This is a genomic window from Sporosarcina ureae, from assembly GCF_002082015.1.
GTDB classification, from domain to species: Bacteria; Bacillota; Bacilli; order Bacillales_A; family Planococcaceae; genus Sporosarcina; species Sporosarcina ureae_A.
Genome location: NZ_CP015109.1, coordinates 2,075,001 through 2,095,828, shown reverse-complemented (window position 1 = coordinate 2,095,828; position 20,828 = coordinate 2,075,001). Strand labels below are relative to the sequence as shown.

Below are 20,828 nucleotides of genomic sequence, written 5' to 3'. Positions count from 1 at the left end.
TACAAAAAGAAGCAGCACAAGGCTGCTTCTTTTTTATATAATCTTGTTACTATGCAAACTAGTATAGTATATTCTTTACCCCTTTACAGTACTGGTGACAATAACCGAGAAATTGATTGCTTAAACTTAATCAGTAATGATCGCTCTTCATAACGTTCTTTCGTTAGCTCAGAACTAAGTTTCGTGTCTTGACTAAATAAGTCTGTCAGTTGTTTTGCTACCTTCTTATCATAGACAATCGCAGTCACTTCAAAATTTAATCGGAAGCTCCGTGAATCGATATTCATAGTCCCTACTACCGACACTTCCTCATCCACTACAATCGTCTTCGCGTGTAAAAAGCCGTTCTCATATAACAATATTTTCGCACCATAATCCAGCAAATCACCGACATACGACCAAGTCGCCCAGTAGACAAAAGGATGATCTGGCTTACATGGAATCATAATCTGCACATCAATCCCTGATAACAATGCAATCTTGCAGGCATCCATAAAACTTGTATCTGGAATAAAGTACGGTGTCTGTATATAGACAGTTTTTTTAGCAGATAGTAATAATTTGATGTACATATTTTTTAAGTGTTCCGTCTCGGAATTCGGCCCACTTGAAACGATTTGCACTGGGCTTGTGCCGTTCTGTTCTTCAGTCTGGAACAAGTATTCTCTCAAATCCCCCAGCTCTTTTTTACTTGCTTGATGCCAATCTAGAATGAATTTCCCTTGAATATGATTGACCGCACCACCCCTAATTCTGAGGTGGGTATCGCGCCAATAACCAAATTTCTTATCAAGACCAAGATACTCATCTCCAACATTGAAACCACCAATATACGCAATTTCACCATCGATGATACACAGCTTTCGGTGATTTCGATTATTTACACGGAAATTTATTAGTCGGAACATGGATGGAAAAAATACTTCCACTCCTCCACCCACTGCACGTAATTCATTATAGAACCTGGGCGGTGTTTTCTTCGAGCCTACCTCATCATACAAGAGCCGTACTTTTACTCCCTCTTTCGCTTTTTGAATCAACAGATCACGCAATCTAATGCCGAGAGAATCGGATTGAATAATGTAATACTGGATATTGATCTCTTTTGTTGCAGAGCTAATATCTTCAAACATTGCAGCAAACTTTTTGTGTCCGTCGTCAAAGATTTCAATATGATTATCCTTGGAGAGCAGTGCATGAGAAGATTTCAGATTCATGTGGATTAATTCGGTATGTTCTTTTAATAACGGATTGCTTTCTAGTCTGGCCAAGTTTTCTGGTCGCAGTTGTTTGTCCACTTCCGTTTTTTCAGCTTTTCTTTCTGCAACGGAAAGGTTATAGAAATTTTTTTGTTTTAAACTTCGTCCAAAGAACAGGTAAATAAAAAAGCCGAAAATGGGAAGGAATACTAGAACCATAATCCATGCCCACGTATTTCCTACATCCCTTCTTTCGATAAATAAAACCCATGCTAATAGTAGAATATTAAGGATTGTGACGATAGATAAGAGCAGTGTAAGGATATTACCGAATTTCATACCAAGCAACATCTCTTGAAGTTCTATCATTTTTCCCGCTCCATTTCATTAGAAAGTAGTCTTTAATATAGCATATGGCATGTATTCACGCTGATATTTCATCAATAGAAACTAGAGTATTTACAAATAAATACTAGAAACCTACTATTAATAAAACAAAAACGATAGTATATGGCATATACTAGAAGTACTATTTATTCTATAAAGGAGTCGGTCTATATGATTCGTGCCATTCTAGTAGATGATGAACCGTTAGCTTTGCAACTACTTGCACATAAGCTGGCAACATTCACTGGAGTACAAGTTGTTAAAACATTTACCAACCCATTGCATTTACTCGACGATATACAAGATCTTTCTTTTAACGTAGCCTTTTTGGACATCTCCATGCCAGGAATGGATGGAATCGATTTGGCCGACCACTTATTAAGTATAGATCCAACGATTAAAATTGTTTTTGTTTCGGCTTACCGTGACTATGCAATCCAAGCGTTTGAATTGAACTCTATTGACTACCTACTAAAACCTCTAAAGAATGAACGTCTTGAAAATACCATTGCGCGATTAACACATTCGCTCTCTTCTGTATTTGTTCCACAAACTGAATCAGGAGAACTATTGCAAATCCAATGTTTTCAAGAATTCATCGTTCAATATAAACAAGAGGTAGTTAAATGGAAAACGATAAAAATCAAAGAACTATTCGCCTTTTTCTTAACGTATCATAAAGAATCAATCCACCGTGATGTGCTGATTGAGACACTTTGGCCGGATACTGAATATGCAAAAGCTAAAATACAATTACATACCGCTCTTTCCCATTTACGAAAAACATTGGAATCGTTAGGCTTTTCTAAAGTGATTGTTTTCACTAATCAAAGCTATAGTATGAAGTTATCAAACTTCTACTGTGATGCACTGGAAATGGAGAAACTCGTTCAGCAACACACCGTGGCGACAGGGTCTTCTATTGATTCGTTTAAAAAAAGCATTCGAGATTATGAAGGTGATTACTTGGAATTAGAAGGCTATGACTGGTCCTACACACATGCTGAACGTATGAAACGACAGGCGATACAATTGCTACACCTGATGATTAGTTATTACAGAACTGCACAAGATACCACCCACATCCAATCTTCACTGGAACGTTTAATTCAATTGGATCCATACTCTGAACAAGCTCTACAGCAACTTCTAACACATTATCTACAACAAGGTAAAAGAACAGAGGCCATCAAGGCATATCATCACTTCAAAGAGAAATTGATTGAGGAATTAGGTATATCCCCTAGTCAATCGACCAATAAATTATTTAACCAAGTATTATGTGATAATATGTGAGAAAAAGGAAGAAAATCCATACGATTTTCTTCCTTTTTTATCTTTTTATAGAGAATTGGATGACCGTCCCAATATTTGGTATACTATCAATGGTTAATCCTGAATATCCTAACTGGCGAAGCCGTTTATGCGTATTTGGTAAGCCCACACCCGCTTGCATATTTGTATCATCTTGCAGAAGCGTCACCAAGTCTTGTTCCATTCCCAATCCGTTATCAGAAATCGATATATCTACCGCATCGTCACGTTCCGATACTTTAATCCACACCGTACCACCTTCGGGTCGCTTCAGAACACCATGTTCTACCGCATTTTCCACTAGTGTTTGGATGGATAGGGGTGGCACTTCAACTTGGACTGGCGCAATATCCATCTCAACTTGCAAACGGTCTCCGTAACGTTGCTTCTCAATATATATATATGCTTCTACTAGTTCAAGTTCTTTCTCTAGCGAGACAGTCGATGCGAGATTTTGAATTGTAAAACTTTGCTCCAAATAGGTGCCAAATTTATCTAATAACTTCACCATTTTTTCCGGATCAATCTCGCCAAGTGCACTAATTGTATTGAGTGTATTGAATAGGAAGTGGGGATGTATTTGTGCCTGTAACCATGCCGCTTCCATTTGTATCCGCTCAGCAATCGTCTGATTTAGATTCGTCAACGCCCGTACACGCATGATCAATTCAATCTTCTCTACTGGCTTCCTAACATAATCATTAGCTCCTGCTTCAAATCCCATTTGAATATCTATTTGCTGGGTCCGAGCAGTTAACAATAGAATGGGGAGCTCCGCCATTAAAAATCCTTTACGTAACTCACGTGTTAGCTCGTAACCCGACATGTAAGGCATCATAACATCCGATATCACTAGACTCCAACGATCCCGTTCAATCGCTTTGAGCGCTTCTTTTGCAGAGGTACACGTTACAACTAAATATCCGTCCGCTTTTAACATCTGCTTAATAATTTGAAGATTCATTGGATCATCGTCAACGACTAAAATACGTTCGGTAGCATTATTTGCTGGACTTGATACTGAATCTGTAAGTTCTAATTTTTGTTGAACCATATCTGGAACAGGAATATTGTCCTTTTGTTGTTGATCTTCTGAAAGAGGTAGTGTAAATGTGAAAGTAGAACCCTTCTCCTCTTTCGTTTCTACTCTTATCTCTCCTCCATGCATCTCAATCAATTGTTTACAAATACTTAGTCCTAGCCCCAATCCCCCTCCACCCGTGGAAGCAATGCCAGATTCCGCCTGCTTATAAGGTTTGAATATTATATTTGCATCCTCTGGAGACATCCCAATACCTTCATCGGAGACCCGAATAACGGCCATTTTATTCTGCACTTCAGCTGAAACATGAACAGTTCCCTCAGTTGAAAACTTGATTGCATTATGAACTAAATTAAGTAGAATTTGATATATTCGGTTTTCATCCGCCTTGATGTTAGGAAATTGAACCGGAATTGAGTGTTCAAGTAATACAGATTTACCCTCTTTCATAAACGTAAGTGTATCAAAGACATTGATCAGAACCGGTAAGATTTTTATATTTTGCTGGTTCAGTCGGAACTTGTCATCTTTCAAGTGCTCTCTATCTAGCAAATCATTCAAAATTATCGTCATCTGTCGACCAACAGATAGAAGCGTTTCCAGATTACGCTTTGTTTCATGCGACAATTTGTCCTGTTCACTATCATAGATTGTCTGCGTAATATTCAAGATGCCATGAAGAGGATTCCGTAATTCATGCGATGTATTGGCCAGAAACTCATCCTTTTGCTGAATTTCTTCTTGTAGAGAAGCGGCTAGGTTATGACTTTTCTCTGTTTCCATGAAAAATCGTTTAAACCAAAACAATCCAAATAGTATAATACTAATTAGCATGTCAAACGGGTAATATGGTAATTCTGGCATTACTTGTGCCTTATACAACCCCCATATAGTACTGGACATCAAACTAATTGCTGCAAGTAAAAAGAAGATAAAATTCTCCTTTTCGCGTTTTGATAACCGGTACATAAGAAATGGAGTCGGCAAGGGGATTAAAATCATCAACGCATAGAGAAATAGTACATCAATTTCTACTGACAACAGCGTCAACATAACAAATATCCCATATCCTATACCTATAATTCGGAAATAATAGCGTCCCTTCTTGCTGAAGGGATGTTTTACAGTATCTACTAAAGCTCTAGTATACAATACTACTAAATAAGCAGCACCTGAATAGACGAGTATATTCATTTTTGACCAAGTTGCAAATGAAATTTCGGGGAAAAAATACAACAGTAACTTATCATCTGCTATGGCAATAGCGATGGCAACAGAAAGAAAAGACAAAGCGAGGTATAACATCTCCTTCCTCCGTGAGAACAGGAGATAAATTAGAAATGAATATACGCTATGCAAACATATAATAGACATAAGTGCAAGTTGCCAGCCATATTCCTTAAATACAGATCGCTCTGCAGCCGACCACTCTCCAAACTTCATCGGCTGTATGATACCACCTGTCTTTAATGAATGGAAATTCGATACATGAATGAGAAGTTCAATTTCTCCTGCTTTACTTTCTAGCTGCAATGTCTGGGGACGATAGTCGACTTCTTCCTGCTTCCTATTCGTTGCTGTTTTTCCGAGTTGTACTTTTTCTTCACCATTCACAAAAAAACGTGAAGCAGACACGATGTCCTTCGCATACAATCGATAGATATTCGTATCATCTCGATCTAAATAAATCTTCAAACGATATGTTCCATAACCGTAGGACGTGTTACCTGAAAATTGTTCTTGCCAATCAGCGGGTACTTGAATCAATGATGGTACCTTTTTGGAACTTTCGCCTGGAGTAATAAACTCTTCCGCATAAAACTGCCATTCTCCGTTTAGCAATATATCCTCAGATAAATCACCCATCCCCCGTAGATCTATCACTCCATTTTCAGCCGTGACTGTGTAAGTCCTTTGGTTAGAATCGATCCAGATTAATCGAAAAGCAATTAAAATCACGATAAAAAAAGGAACAATCAGCCAAAACTTTTTATTCACACGCTCTCCATATGATGACTTTTTTCATTTTATGCAATGGATTGTCCTCCTAGTTTCTGTAGTACTGTCTAAGTTACTTTGTAATATAGCTCGTCAGTTTCTTCATAGCACACCCTAATTTGTACATATACACAGTAATATACCTTTCAAAAGATTTTAACATATACTTAGTGATACAAACAAAATGTATTACTTTTACTTCGTTTTGCCACATACATAGCTGAATCAGCGTATTGAAGCAATGTAGCAACATCTGTACTGTGCGTTGGATATAAGCTTGCTCCAATACTAATACGTATATCTATCTCTTCATTAGCCAATTTAAATGGTTTATCACAAATGGATTGGATTTCACTAAGTCTTGATTGAAAATTATCTTGATAACGATAGATGATGACAAACTCGTCTCCACTAAAATGAAAAACTTCTTTCGTAAGAGACAATGTCTGCAATCGGCTGCCTAGTTCCCTCAATATTTCATCCGCTCCACTATGTCCGTACGTATCATTAATCAACTTAAATTGATTAATATCTATATAAAAAAACACGACCTTTTCTGATCGATGCTCTACTTTTTGAAGATAGGATTCAATAATGAAGTAGAATGCTCTCCGGTTTGGCAATTTCGTCAAATCATCTTGACAAGCAAGTTTTCGCCAATAAAGCATTTCTTTTTCTACATCCCGACTATATCCTTTTGAGGTTCCGTCAAAACTTGCAATGGGTACTTGGTAAAACCCATTTGACATATTCTTAAATTTACCTGAAGGATATCCTTCTTTATCTAAATCATATATGAAATTTGAAGAAGCCATATGGTTCTCCCCTTTATAAGATAATATCACTCTTTTATATAGTATACTTTTAAACTCTTATAAAACTCTTAAACTTAACATAAAACGGTCAGCCTCATAAGAGACCGACCTTTATGTTGCTACTATTTTTTACGCATGCTTCTTTCTGCGTAAAACCCATGCACCGCCTACAATTAGCAAAATTCCTAGTGCAATCGGAATGACTGGATACGCTTCACCTGTCTGAGGTAAATTACTACCTGAAGAAGCGTTCGTGTTTCCACTTCCAGTAATACTGCTGATTGGACCCATACTACTAACAGTGCCATTTGGCGTGTTCGGAGTACTTGGCTTATTTGGAACTGTTGGTACAACTGGTGTACCTGGCTTGCCTGAAGCACTTTCTATTTCAATATAAATTTCACAAGAATCTGTGAGTGTCAATTTACTTATTAGCTTGCCGTCTACAAATATATCGTAGTTTCCATTCGGTAATTTCCCGGGGAATACTACTTTACCATCCGTAGTTGTTATCCCTTTTGCTTTTTCTTTGCCTTCTTGATTCAGGACAACTTCCTTACCTGCTGCTACTGGCTTGCCATTTTCCGTTATTGTAACAGTAATCTCATTACACACAGGCGCAGTCAATAAAGTTAACGTCTCTTCACATGTATTCGTAACGTTCACTTTTCCTACTTTTACATCTTGATGATATGCATCATACTCACCTTTAGGTAATTTTGTAATATCAAACACAATTACACCTTGTGCATTTGTAGTACCCACCGCTTTAACTGTCTTACCTTGTTTCAACGTGATCTGTTTGCCCGGGCCTACTAGTTTACCGTCTTCATACACTGTGAGTGTAAAGTCCTCACAAGTTGGAGCCAATACAATTGTTCCTTCTTCACAAGGATTTTCAATCTTAATATTTCCTGATTTTTCATCTTCTACATAGACATCGTAATCTCCTGTCGGTACTTTACCTGGGAATGTTACTTTGCCTTTTTTATCCGTCTTGCCTTTTGTTACTTCCTTGTCGCCTTTTTTCAAGATGATTTCTTTATCTTTTACTGGTTTACTGTCTTTTGTTACGATTGCAGTAAAGTCTTCACATACAGGAGCATATGAAGTTGTGCTTTCGCACGTTTCTTCCACCGTAACCGTTCCAATCTTTTTACCCTCAATAATTACATCATACTCCCCGTGCTTAACATTGGTTGGGAATACTACTTTTCCTGTTATGTCTGTTTTACCTTTTGTGATTTCCTTTATTCCTGACTTCAAGATAACTTCTTTACCTTTTGCGATCGGTTTATTGTTTTCATTGATCATTAAGGTGAAGTTCTCACAAGCCGGGATGGATGGGATGGTAATCGTGTCGTGACATGTATCCGTTACTTTAACTTTTTCACCCTCAATCTTCTTACCATTTACATAGACATCATATTCCCCATGTGAAAGTTTTGACTTGGGAATTGTGACTTCTCCTGTAATAGTTGTTGTTCCTTTAGCAACTACTATATCTCCATTCTTCAATACCACTTCCACACCTTCACCGACTTTATCTCCATCTTGTATTACAGTTAGCTTAAAGTCTGTACAGACAGTTGGCGTTGGAGTTGGTAGCACCGGTTGAACAGTTGCAGAGCATGTATCTGTCACTGTGAATGAATTAATATACGTGTTATTTTCGTATACATGATACGTACCTTTTCCTAATTTCCCTTGAATTTTAATTTGACCATTTGTATCAGTGGTTCCTTTTGCAATTTCATTCTTACCTGTTGAATCTTTCACTACAACATCAATATTTGGACGTGCACTTCCGCCTAAAGTATTAACTGTTAACGTGAAGTCTTCACATATTGGAGCTGCTGAAACTTCTGCTATACAGTCTTTATAACTTATTTCAATTTCTGTAATAAACAAATCGCCTTCATAAACAAAGTATTTACCCAGACCGCCAGCATTTTGAATATCAGTTAGCGGAACCTTCATTTCACCTTGAGCATTTGTTTTGGATGTATAGAAGGGAACATTCTTCTTTTCCTTCTTCACTGATATCATCGTACCAGCACGAGGTTTTCCATCCTGATCCTTAATAGTAATTGTGATGTCTGTGCATGTTGGTAGTGGTTGAACTGTCGCAATACAATCAGCATCAGATGTAAAATTACCAAGTTCCTCTTCTCCAACATATGCAACATAATTTCCACGTGGAAGATTTGGAAGTGAAACATTTCCATCCGCATCCATTATTCCTTTTTTAAATGTATCTGTACTACCTTTTTCTTTAATAGTAATTTCCGTTCCAGTTGGAAATAACTTTCCGTCAACATCTTTTACTGCTAACGTAAATGTTTCGCACGTTGCCATTTTGCCTACTGAAGCTTCACAATCAGTTAAATATGTGACTTTTACATCGCCTACGTATTGTTTTTCTTCATAAACTTTATAAATACCTGGTTTAGTATCTATGCTTAATACGATTTTTCCATCCTTATTTGATTTGGCAGTCATTGTATTTACTGCACTATCATCTTTATACTTCATAGTTACAGTAACATTCGGACGAATTGCACCCTCTTGATCTTCAATGATAATCGTAAAGTTCGTACATGTTAATATTAATTCTAATTCAGTTGCACAATCATCATTCGATGAAAAACTACCAATCTTTTCACCATTTTCATAAGCGTCATACTCTCCTGGTGGAAGATCCGGAATAGAAACTATACCTCCAGTAGTTGTTTTGATCGTTTTGAATTCAGCAGTCTCATCTTTTTTTGTAATCTTCATGTCGACGCCTGCCTCACGTAATTCTCCATCCGCATTTCTTACTGTCAACGTGAATGTTTCACATTTAGATAGTTCGCCTACTACATCCTGACAAGAAACATCTTTATACGTGACATTTACTTCCCCAAGGAATACTTTACCTTCATACACAGTGTAATTTCCTGCTGTAGTCGTTGAAGGTAATTCAATCTTACCTGCAGCATTAGTAGTTTTTTCAATTACAGTGCCATCCATTTTATGTGTTAATTTCACAGTTAGATTTGGTCGTATTTCACCTTTTATATCTTCTATTACAATTGTGAATTCTTCGCATTTTAACTCCTGCTTAAATACAAATTCACATTCATCATTCACTGTGAAACTACCTAATTTTTCAGTACCTTCATATACATCATACTTACCTGGTGCAAGCGCCTCAAAAGATAGTGTGTTTTCAGCAGTTGTTGTACCTACTATCGCTTTATCAGTGCTATCAGCTTTCTTTATAGTAACATTATTAACAAGCTGCTTTCCGTCTGCATCTATCACCGTTAACGTGAAGTTTTCACATTGTGCTTTTTCGCCTACGGATGCGATACAATCACTCTTATATGTGACGTTCACCTGACCGAGAAGTATTTTACCTTCGTACACAGTATAAGTACCTGCTGTAGTTGTTTTTGAAGGTAATTTAATTTTACCGGCATCGGTAGTTTTTGTAGTAATCAGGTCTACTGAATCGTCTGTTGTATGTTTTAATGTTACAGAAACGTTTGGACGTGCAGTTAGATCTTTATCTTGCACTGTAATCGTAAACGCATCACATGTTGGAGCTGGCTGTACAGATGCTGCGCAATCTTCCGTGTAATTTATTTCGACATCTTTTAACACGGTATTGTCTGCAGTAGTTACAGTATACATCCCTGCATTGATCTTAGTGTTTCCACTGGAAGGAATCTTAACTGATCCGTCCGTACCTGTTGTGATTTTTGAGACTTGGCCTGTTGCTTTGTTTGTTAATGTAAGTTCTTTATTCGCAACTGGGATTCCGTCTACATCTTTTGCTGTTAGAACAAATTCTTTACATATCTTGTCTTCGTAGCCTGTTGGGAAGTTTTCAATGTTTACAATTTGTTTTCCTGCGTATGTTCCACTTTTTTGGACAGAATCGCGATGTAAAGTGAAGTGTATATCTCCAGGATTATCATAACCATCTACTGTAGTTTCTTTTAAAGTATATTTCCCCTCAGTTAAGTTCATCCCCAAGTCAAATACTCCATTCGCATCTGTTTTCGCGGATGTTAGTGCTTTTCCTGGTCTGTACTCACTGAATAGAGTAAATGTAACGTCTGCCATTGGCAAACCAGTTACTCCATCAATTTTAATGGCAACGAATGGAACCTTAGTCGTTAATCCCGAGTTTCCATACGTGAAATTTTTTATTGGAGAACTATCAGAAGCATTCGATCCTTCAGTACTTATATAGTTCACTTCTACATTATTTGTAGCATTTGAATTCGCGCCACTAGGTCCGAAGTAAGTAGTTTCATATTCAACGTAGTACGCTTTATTACCATCCGGAAGAGTCAATGTGAATTTACCAGTCTTGTTATCTATATTTAGCGTGTATCCGCTTTTTAATTCAGTTTTGCCTATTGATGGCTTTGATCCTGAACCTGTCAAGGCTACTTCATATACTTTGAATGAATCAGGATCTATAATCTGATCAGGAGATCCATCGCTAGCCCCTACTGTATCTGTAATAACTACTTTTTGCAGATTTGATTGTGCATAGTTGAATTCAAAGTTCCACTTGATTCCTGCCGTACCGCCTACTTGTACTCCGGTTTTATTGATCAATTTATCTGTATAATTAACCCGTACTGTTTTTGTCCAAGAAGAAGTTAAGTCAGGATTACCGTCCTGTGTTAGCTTAGCTTGGTTTGTAATTGTAATATTACCTCTAGTTACTGGATAAACTCCATCTTTGTCTTTAGTTTTGTAGACCACTTTATGTGGAGTCGTAATAGCTCCTAAATCCAATGTAATTTTGTTAGGTTCATTAGCAATATTAGTAACACTTAGTGCAGTACCTTGTTGGAAGTTTCCAGCTGAATTAAGTGTTCCTGAATAGACCTGTATATCCGTGACCTCTTGAGTATCTGGTAAAACATCTTCAAAGATAGCGTTAGTAAACTTGTTGTAGTTAAAGTTTACCTCTACTTCCCACTCAAATTCCTGTGTTGCATAGTTGTACTTCCCTTCCTTTTTTCCATTCGCTTTTTGTTCCGATTTGATTGATACCTCTGCAGAATCTGATGGATCTTTAGGCAATCCACTATCTTTCAGTACAACATCATTCTTAAATGTACGAGTATTCGTACCGATATCTCTTATATCATAATCAGTTGTATAAGAAATCTTTATTTCTTTATCAACGGCCTTCAATAATGTAACTTTAAATCCGTTCTTTGAAATATCAGTGACAGTATAATCAGTGCCTTTTGTTAAGCTAGCTCCCCCAACTGTTACTTTAAGCGTGTCTTCCTGCAAAGTCATATTACTATTTGTGAACTCATCTTCGAAAACAGAGTTGGCATCCAAACTGTAATTTGCTTGGTTGGCAGTAAGACTCCACTTAATTGTTTTTGCCTCATAGTCAATTGAATTAGCAGTCTTGTTCAAGACAAAACTTTTCTTGGTATAAGATTGTGACGCAGTCTTATCGCCAATTTTTATGTCTTCACGTTTAACCGTATTGGTTACTTTGAAATCTTGTGCAGCGAATATATCACTTGGTGTTGTTTTATATTTAATGACATATGGTGTAGTCACTTCTTGATTGAATTGAAGCGTAAATCCTTGACCGTCACCATTGTCCGTTTTGGTATATACGTTTGCAGCAACGGGTGTAGTTCCATCTGCTTTATATACATTGAAGTCGGATAAAACTTGTTTTCCAGAACCCGCACCACCACTTGTAGTCCATGTATCTTTTAGTACAGCATCATTTTTCGAAATGGTACGATTATTGAAGTTATAATCAATTTTCCACTCTGTCGCTAAGTCAGAACCACTTGGCCTCTTAGAAACACTCTTTTTAAGAGGTGTACCATAAGTAACTGTGGCAGACTTAGTCCCGCTTTTCGCATTGCCGTATTCTGCGTTATTTTGATACTGCACAGATTCATTATTACCCGGATCTTCTGGTATAGTTTTATATTTTATTTTATACGCTTTTGTTCCATCCAGATTTAAGGACATTACTTTATTAGCTCCGTCAAATGTTGGAGTTAATCCAGTTGCAGATTCTGTATAACTACCGTCTGCCTTCATAGAAAGTTCAGTAATCACGACAGAAGTTTGATCATAAATATGTCCACTACCGGTATTGGTAGTTAACGTATCTTTGAATGCCACTGTTCCATTTGCTTTTAAGTCTGTATTTACTATTACTTCCCATTCAATAAATTCACTATTTGTAGCACTAGGTTTTGCTATACCACTTTCTTTCGTAATGGAGTTCCCATTCACTGGCGCAAAATTTAACTCAATAATTTGTTTTCCTGGTAATTCTACCTTTTGATTAGTTTCATTGTCTACACTCTTTAATGTTGCACCAATAGTAAACTTGGCATTTTCCAGTGCTGTTCCTACACCATGTTCATCAATAATCGAATCATTAAATGTTATCGTGATTTCTCTTCCGGATTTCGTGATTTCACCAAGTCCACCAAAATTAGTTCCTAGGGAGAATGTAATGCCTTTGAAGACTTCGGGCAAAGTATATTTTAATGTAGAACCTGGACCATATGTATGACCAGCTGCAAGTTCCAGATTAAATTGTAGTGTGGCGTTGTCTCCATTCTTCACTGCGAATGGACCTGTTCCTGAAATTAAAGTACCATTAATTTTAAACTTGGTACCGGTAATCACTGAGGCAGGTAGTTCTCCAGCGGCTAACGTTTCTATTTCTACTTCTTCCAACTTTTCTTCAATCAATTCTTCATCTAAGTCTGTGTCCTCTAGATCTTTTTCTTCTTCCATTACATCTTCATCCACAACTGCGTCAGGCTCAGAGTCATCTGCGGACGGAGACTCGGGTTTTTCCTCTGGTTTAACTTCTGGTTTTATTCCGGGATTACTTTCTGGTTTAACAACCGGATTTCCTTCCAGATTCTCTCCAGGATTTACAGAAGGTTTCTCTGGTTTTTCTTCAGAGTCTTTAGATCCCTCAGTTTCTGAATTAGGCTTTACAGGTTCTTTTGATTCTTCAGGTTTAACTACCTCAACTTTACCTGGATCTTGTTCAGGAAACTCGACCTTTCCTTCGTCCGCCTGAGCGGAATTTCTCTTCTCCTCTTTTTGTTGCATTTCATTTCTTACATCACTCGAAGTAGGCTGGGGAAAACTTTCCGCACTCGCCATACTCGCATCGATTGGACCCAGAATAGCCTGACCCAAAATCAGAAGTGTCAGCATGAATATGTGTATCTGTTTCTTCAATTTACGTTCGCCTCTTCTCTTTTCATTATATATTGCTCGGTCATTAGCCGCCGATCCATCAAATATATGTCCCCCTTTTGTTGCCCTTATCTATATGTAAATAATTCGGCTAACGCTTCTCCACTTCCTGAAGCTCTGCTTGCACAATCAATCGGTCCGGCGGATGCCAGCTACCTAGTGGTGTGCATGTGACGAGTGTGAGTTGCGGTGTTTCTTGATCTTCTAATACCGAAACATCTGTTTTATGTACAACGAATGTGTCGGTGATGCGGTAATGCAAGATTTCATTCTGCGTATTCACTTGAATGTCGTCGCCTACTTCCAGTTCTCCAAGTCGATTGAACTGTTTGCCATCCGCCACTGCACGATGCCCTGCAAGACCGACATTATGTTTTGTAAAGTCTTTATGTGGCTCCATGATGCCTGCACCTTTTCCGAGCTCGTTCTCGGTGACGCCGTCGAACATCAACATCTTCAAATCGATTTTATCAATTGAGACAATTCCACGACTGCCTTCTAGCGAAGGATTTTTCTTATCAGTTGGGGCCTCTGCTGATGTCGGATTCTTCGATTCATCCTCAAAAACTGTAGGTTCCATGGTACCGAGCTGATCAAAGGCTTCAAGAAGTTCCTGTTGTTGCTTATCGTATGCTATATTCTTCAACATTGGATAACTAACAACTAGCACTCCGGCAATGACAAGAACCCAACCTATACATTTTCGAGCCATCACACTCTCTCCCTTGATAGACATATTCTTCACTCATACGAGTATAATGACAACCTCTTACAAAACTCTTAAACAACAATAAAAAGAGACTAAACTTATGTCATGAATAGTCTCTTCAATCTATTTTAGTAATTCATCTCTAAACAGCGTCTTCATTACTACTGAAAAATTCTTCTTTCAATCGCTTTCCATACGCTTGTCCACTTTCACCACGCTGCCTCGGAAACTCTTGCATTACGATTGGCAGTACTCTTTCCCACAGAACATTCATCACATAAATATCTCGGTCAAATTGATAGTCCAATTCATTTAGCGTTAATTGTAGCGATTTCGCATATTTTCGTTTTTCTGCATCCCAAATCGTCGAGACGTTCTCTTTAATATATGCATCTATTTCATCTTCCGTTACCGTAATTCCATAAGCTTCCTCTGCAATGTCTAAGGCATCCTGATAATGATCGGTTTGCTTCTCCGCTATTCCTCTAAGGAATGGGGATGAGTGCTCTTCCTCTGTCAAATTATTTTTTACACGCAAACGAAATTCTGTCTTATTTATGGAAAATGATTGATCTAGCTGATTACTATGTATTCCCGATTGGATAGATTTCAGCTCTTCTTTAATTTCGGGCATATCTTTCAGCACTTTTTCCACGGATTGATTCATCTGGGCGTAATCTATTCCTATCGTTTCAATCTTTTGTTGTTCCGAACTCGCCGTTTGTTTAATCAACAACGTCCCAGCAATCAAGACAGTAAAACAAATCATAATGAGGTGAAACCGATTGCGAGCAGTCATAGTCATTCGCTCCTTCATCTGTTAGGTTGCTCTAGTATGCCATATGGGTTGTGAAATATTTGTTGAAACTACTGATTATCAGTAAAAACTTTCCTCTATAATTCGACAATAAAAAGCCCAAGAACCTGGTATGATCCGGATTCTTGGACAACTATTTATTGACGTGCAGTAGGTGTTTTTTCAATCATAAATGTTACGACTACGAATAAAGCAAAACTTACTAATAGCACCGTACCACCTACGATATAAAATATAAGTGCGAATACTTCATTGACATTGAAGGGTTGCATGAACTGTAACCACATACCCGCCGTTAAACCTATCGCACCGATAATCCCTGTCCAGCCTTGCAATGTTAATAGCTTTCTAGCACGAACTCGATAAATCTTGTAGAACACACCCCATGAAAATACTGACAACCAACCTACTAGTAAGATATGCGCGTGAATTGGACGGAACGCATAGGAACCTGCACCCGCCATGTGGGAACCAAGTACTGTCCCAATTAGACCAAAAATCGCCGCAACGCGAATCAATCGTAAACTCCATTTTTCTTGCATATGATATTTCCTCCTGTCGACTTTCTATTACATTAATCATAACACCCCAAGATGAACGGAAGATGAACTGCCTGTTACAATTTAGGTAAATACACGGTGAATGTCGTACCCCTACCTAACTCACTGATTACATCTATACGACCATCATGAAGCCGTACAACTTGCTCAACAATAGATAATCCAAGACCTGTCCCTTCTACTTCACGTGTTCTTGAGTGATCTGCACGATAAAAACGGTCAAATATTCGATTCTTAGTATCAGGTGAAAGGCCAATTCCCGTATCTTCAATAGAGAAACAGATTTCATTTTCGTACTCGGTCAATCGAATATCGATCGTTTCTCCATCTGGTGAATACTTCAATGCATTTGATAATAAATTCTCCCATACTTTCTCCAGAAAAGCAGGATCCCCTTCATACGTAACGTCATCAATTTCGAGCATAACCGACATCTCCTTTTCTTGCAATAACCATTGAAATTTCCGTACTGTTTCCTTTACTTGCTGGTCAATACGGAATATTTTCTTCTGCAATGGAGAGATTAATTGATCGAGTGACGTCAGCAATAACAATTGCTGCGTCAATGTCGAAAGTCGTTCTGTTTCCGATTGAATGATTCCTGCATAACGTATCCGTTCATTAGCGGGTAGCTCTTCATCTGATAATAAGTCTGCATAACCTTTAATATTCAATAAAGGTGACTGGAAATCATGCGACACATCACTGACAAATGCCTTTCGAATCTGGTCGTTCTCACTCAACCGATCAACCATCTGTTGAAAGCTCTTTGCAAGTTGCCCAATCTCATCACGTCGATCAATCGACAACTCACTCGTAAACTGCTCTTCGCCTACCTTCTTTGTCGCTCTTGTCAACACAACAATCGGTGCAATCAGTTTGTGCGCAACGACGAGCATCGCAAAAATACTGATAATCGCCATGACAATTACCATGCCACCAAGCAAATAATGAATTTCCGTGAATAGCATTTTAATATCTGGTCGCAAAAACAGCGCATATGTCTGACCACCATACATAAACGGTACGCCTACAGTATTAGCTGACTCATTAGAGAAATAACCCGTCACGAACGTCTCTGCCTTTAGATCTCGCATACCGTGATAAACCTTCCCACTATAGACCTTCTGAACTGCTTCGTCCTCGAGGTTATCTTCGCGAAATGCTTCCCCATAAATAGCTGAAGCCCCTGAAGGTGATTTGACGAGTAACTTATACCCCGTACTAGCAAGCATGTCGAAGTATGCAGGCAAATCCATCCCCTTATTCGCTTCAATGAACAACGCTATTTGCTCAGCAACTTGAACATTCTTTGCATCGTTCTCTTCTTTCAAGTATCGATGATAATATGTATTGACGGAAAGAAACGCTACTATCGCACTCGCTAGCATAATTCCAACTGTTAAGACGAGAAACTTTTCGTACAGCGACTTCATTCCAAAACCTCAAGCTTGTAACCAACACCACGTATCGTTACAATTTTCACTTGATTCGTAAGCTTTCCAAGTTTGTCGCGTAAACGTTTGATATGTACACTCAACGTCTGTTCATCCCCTTCATAATCAAAACCCCATACACGCTCCACTAACACTTCTCGCGGAAACACTTGACTATGACGAGAAGCTAACACTGACAACAATTCAAACTCCTTTAATGGCAGCAGTAATGACTTCTTACCAAACAATACTTCATAACTCTGTCTATTAATCACTATCGGACCGACTTGAATCATCCGGTCCACCGCTTTATCATAACGCCGCAAAATTGCATGTATCCGGAACAATAACTCTTTCGGTTCAAACGGCTTCACCAAATAATCATCCGATCCAGCCAAAAAACCGCGCTCCTTATCTTCCATCTCACCTTTAGCCGTCAACAACAACACCGGAATTTCCGTATCTTCCCGAAGCTTTTTCGTCAGCATATAACCGTCCATGCCTGGCATCATCACATCCACGACCGCTAAGTCTGGCCATTCTTTTTCGACTACCTCAAGCGCCTCTAATCCATTCATCGCTTTCACAACGGTATACCCCGCCTGTCGCAAATGAATACTAACCAACTCTAAAATATGTATATCATCATCCACTACTAAGATTTTCATTTAGACCGCCTCCTCTTTTTCCACTCTGCATTCAATAACCCCGAAAGAATAATAATCACTGCCGTTAGATAAAACCATAACACAAGCATGATAATCCCTGCCAATTGTCCATATAGCCTAGAATAATCCACCCGTGATACATACTCTCCGAATAGTAATGAAACGAACTGCCAACCAAATGCTGAAAGCAAGGCACCCGGTAGCGCTTCTTTCCACTTCATCTTTCCTGTTGGCATAAGTTGATAAAATAACAGAAAGAACAAAAATAGAAAGAACGTGCCAAGACCCCACTTTATATTAGGCCATATATACAACCAGCCTTCCCATGCATCTAGCACATCATAATATGCAATGACAGTATGTATAAGCTTTTCAATCAACGGTAAAAATAATGACATCGGAACGATCAGCATGAAAAGAATGGTTACACCAAGATTACGGATTATACTAATCCATAGAGCTTGCTGGTGAAGCTTTCGATTTGCCATGTCCAATGACCGTGCAAATGATTGTACCGCAACGGATGTCGTCCACAATGCAGCTAGCACACTGAGCGCAAGCAACTTGCCGTGACTTTTATAGAGTACGGACTGAACACTTTGCTCAATTAGCTGAAAAGATTCATCCGGCACGAATGGCCGCAGTAACGCTAAAATACTAGCCTCTTCCAAAGGAAGAAATTGCACAATCGACAATACTACTAGTAAAAAAGGCAATATGGAAAGTAACAAGTAATAAGCATTCTGCGCTGCTTGGTCAAAAAAGCGTTCTTTAAAGAAGCGTTTAATTATCATCATGATCATAGAATCCCCTCCTCTGCTATCGTACGTGTCATACTACCAATATACCCCAACTAACTATAGACTATTAGGGTAAATAAACTTTTATATAAAAGTTTAGTGTTCTTTTTAGGTAGAGTAGTGGGCCGTAGTACGGGTTGTTATGACTTTTTGAGCGGATACGTAGGGGCATAGAGCAATTGCCATGACTTATTGAGCGGCTACTGTGACACTTTGAGCGGATATACGAGGCGATTGAGCGGTTCCTGGAGTTCATTGAGCCGATATGCAGGGGCATAGAGCGAATTTCCAGGCTCATTGAGCGGGTACGCGAAGGGATTGAGCGATGATCGCAACTTAATGAGCGGTTAAGCAGCGCAATAGAGCGAATAATCCAGATCTATGAGCGGATAAAGTATGAACTCATCAAGTTCCAATCAACTCTTTCTATTATTAAATGCAAAAACGAAACACAAAAAAGCCACTCCCCATAGGGAATGGCTTCGCGTGCCTAGCAACGTCCTACTCTCACAGGGGGAAACCCCCAACTACCATCGGCGCTGAAGAGCTTAACTTCCGTGTTCGGTATGGGAACGGGTGTGACCTCTTCGCCATCGTTACTAGACTCTTTGAGTAAAGCTTGTTCACTCAAAACTGAATAAAGGACATTGTGTAGTTCAAGTAACTACTTTTTATAATAGGTTAAGTCCTCGATCGATTAGTATCTGTCAGCTACATACGTCGCCGTACTTACACCCCAGACCTATCCACCTCATCATCTTTGAGGGATCTTACTTACTTGCGTAATGGGAAATCTCATCTTGAAGGGGGCTTCATGCTTAGATGCTTTCAGCATTTATCCCGTCCATACATAGCTACCCAGCGATGCCTTTGGCAAGACAACTGGTACACCAGCGGTATGTCCATCCCGGTCCTCTCGTACTAAGGACAGCTCTTCTCAAATTTCCTGCGCCCGCGACGGATAGGGACCGAACTGTCTCACGACGTTCTGAACCCAGCTCGCGTGCCGCTTTAATGGGCGAACAGCCCAACCCTTGGGACCGACTACAGCCCCAGGATGCGACGAGCCGACATCGAGGTGCCAAACCTCCCCGTCGATGTGGACTCTTGGGGGAGATAAGCCTGTTATCCCCGGGGTAGCTTTTATCCGTTGAGCGATGGCCCTTCCATGCGGAACCACCGGATCACTAAGTCCGTCTTTCGACCCTGCTCGACTTGTAGGTCTCGCAGTCAAGCTTCCTTATGCCTTTGCACTCTGCGAATGATGTCCAACCATTCTGAGGAAACCTTTGAGCGCCTCCGTTACTCTTTAGGAGGCGACCGCCCCAGTCAAACTGTCCACCTGACACTGTCTCCTGCCCGGATCACGGGCAAGGGTTAGAAGTCCAATACAGCCAGGGTAGTATCCCACCAATGCCTCCTCCGAAGCTGGCGCTCCGGAATCCAAGGCTCCTACCTATCCTGTACAGGCTGCACCGGAATTCAATATCAGGCTACAGTAAAGCTCCACGGGGTCTTTCCGTCCTGTCGCGGGTAATGCGCATCTTCACGCATATTATAATTTCACCGAGTCTCTCGTTGAGACAGTGCCCAGATCGTTACGCCTTTCGTGCGGGTCGGAACTTACCCGACAAGGAATTTCGCTACCTTAGGACCGTTATAGTTACGGCCGCCGTTTACTGGGGCTTCAATTCGGAGCTTCGCTTGCGCTAACCCCTCCTCTTAACCTTCCAGCACCGGGCAGGCGTCAGCCCCTATACGTCATCTTACGATTTTGCAGAGACCTGTGTTTTTGCTAA

At 39.3% G+C, this 20,828-nt stretch carries 11 protein-coding genes and 2 rRNA genes (1 of these 13 only partly in view); 1 reads left to right on the top strand and 12 read right to left on the bottom strand.

From position 1 onward, the window contains the following. Positions 1-83 precede the first annotated feature (83 nt). A complete protein-coding gene (gene cls, locus SporoP17a_RS10315) occupies positions 84-1,538 on the bottom strand; it encodes a cardiolipin synthase (RefSeq protein WP_083036022.1) in 1,455 nt (484 codons plus the stop codon). A 219-nt stretch (positions 1,539-1,757) separates the two neighbouring features. On the opposite strand from cls, the gene SporoP17a_RS10310 reads away from it, so the two are divergent. Further along, on the top strand, positions 1,758-2,882 hold the full coding sequence (locus SporoP17a_RS10310) for a response regulator (RefSeq protein WP_167693411.1): 1,125 nt from the start codon (positions 1,758-1,760) through the stop codon (positions 2,880-2,882). A gap of 37 nt (positions 2,883-2,919) precedes the next feature. On the opposite strand, the gene SporoP17a_RS10305 is transcribed toward SporoP17a_RS10310, so the two are convergent. The 11 genes from SporoP17a_RS10305 to SporoP17a_RS10255 form a co-directional block, all read right to left on the bottom strand. Further along, positions 2,920-5,940 (bottom strand): hybrid sensor histidine kinase/response regulator, encoded by a 3,021-nt coding sequence (locus SporoP17a_RS10305; protein WP_083034555.1) that lies wholly within the window; start codon positions 5,938-5,940, stop codon positions 2,920-2,922. A 167-nt stretch (positions 5,941-6,107) separates the two neighbouring features. Further along, positions 6,108-6,755, bottom strand: coding sequence for a GGDEF domain-containing protein (locus tag SporoP17a_RS10300; protein WP_083034554.1), 648 nt, complete (start codon positions 6,753-6,755; stop codon positions 6,108-6,110). Between the two features lie 129 nt (positions 6,756-6,884). Continuing rightward, a complete protein-coding gene (locus SporoP17a_RS10295) occupies positions 6,885-14,021 on the bottom strand; it encodes an LPXTG cell wall anchor domain-containing protein (RefSeq protein ID WP_083034553.1) in 7,137 nt (2,378 codons plus the stop codon). Between the two features lie 109 nt (positions 14,022-14,130). Next, positions 14,131-14,751, bottom strand: coding sequence for a class D sortase (locus tag SporoP17a_RS10290; RefSeq protein WP_167693410.1), 621 nt, complete (start codon positions 14,749-14,751; stop codon positions 14,131-14,133). 139 nt (positions 14,752-14,890) lie between these two features. After that, on the bottom strand, positions 14,891-15,547 hold the full coding sequence (locus SporoP17a_RS10285; RefSeq protein ID WP_083034551.1) for a hypothetical protein: 657 nt from the start codon (positions 15,545-15,547) through the stop codon (positions 14,891-14,893). A 155-nt stretch (positions 15,548-15,702) separates the two neighbouring features. Further along, entirely contained in the window at positions 15,703-16,107 is a 405-nt protein-coding gene (locus SporoP17a_RS10280) for a hypothetical protein (RefSeq protein WP_083034550.1), read from the bottom strand. Positions 16,108-16,181: 74 nt separating this feature from the next. Further along, positions 16,182-17,561, bottom strand: a complete 1,380-nt coding sequence (locus SporoP17a_RS10275) for a sensor histidine kinase (RefSeq protein ID WP_083034549.1) — start codon at positions 17,559-17,561, stop codon at positions 16,182-16,184. Next, a complete protein-coding gene (locus SporoP17a_RS10270; RefSeq protein WP_083034548.1) occupies positions 17,558-18,229 on the bottom strand; it encodes a response regulator transcription factor in 672 nt (223 codons plus the stop codon). The genes SporoP17a_RS10275 and SporoP17a_RS10270 overlap by 4 nt, the downstream gene beginning before the upstream one ends. Next, positions 18,226-19,032 (bottom strand): YihY/virulence factor BrkB family protein, encoded by an 807-nt coding sequence (locus tag SporoP17a_RS10265; RefSeq protein WP_083034547.1) that lies wholly within the window; start codon positions 19,030-19,032, stop codon positions 18,226-18,228. The genes SporoP17a_RS10270 and SporoP17a_RS10265 overlap by 4 nt, the downstream gene beginning before the upstream one ends. A 485-nt stretch (positions 19,033-19,517) precedes the next feature. Continuing rightward, positions 19,518-19,633, bottom strand: a 5S ribosomal RNA gene (gene rrf / locus SporoP17a_RS10260). A 73-nt stretch (positions 19,634-19,706) separates the two neighbouring features. Then, positions 19,707-20,828, bottom strand: a 23S ribosomal RNA gene (locus SporoP17a_RS10255) (it continues 1,808 nt past the right edge of the window).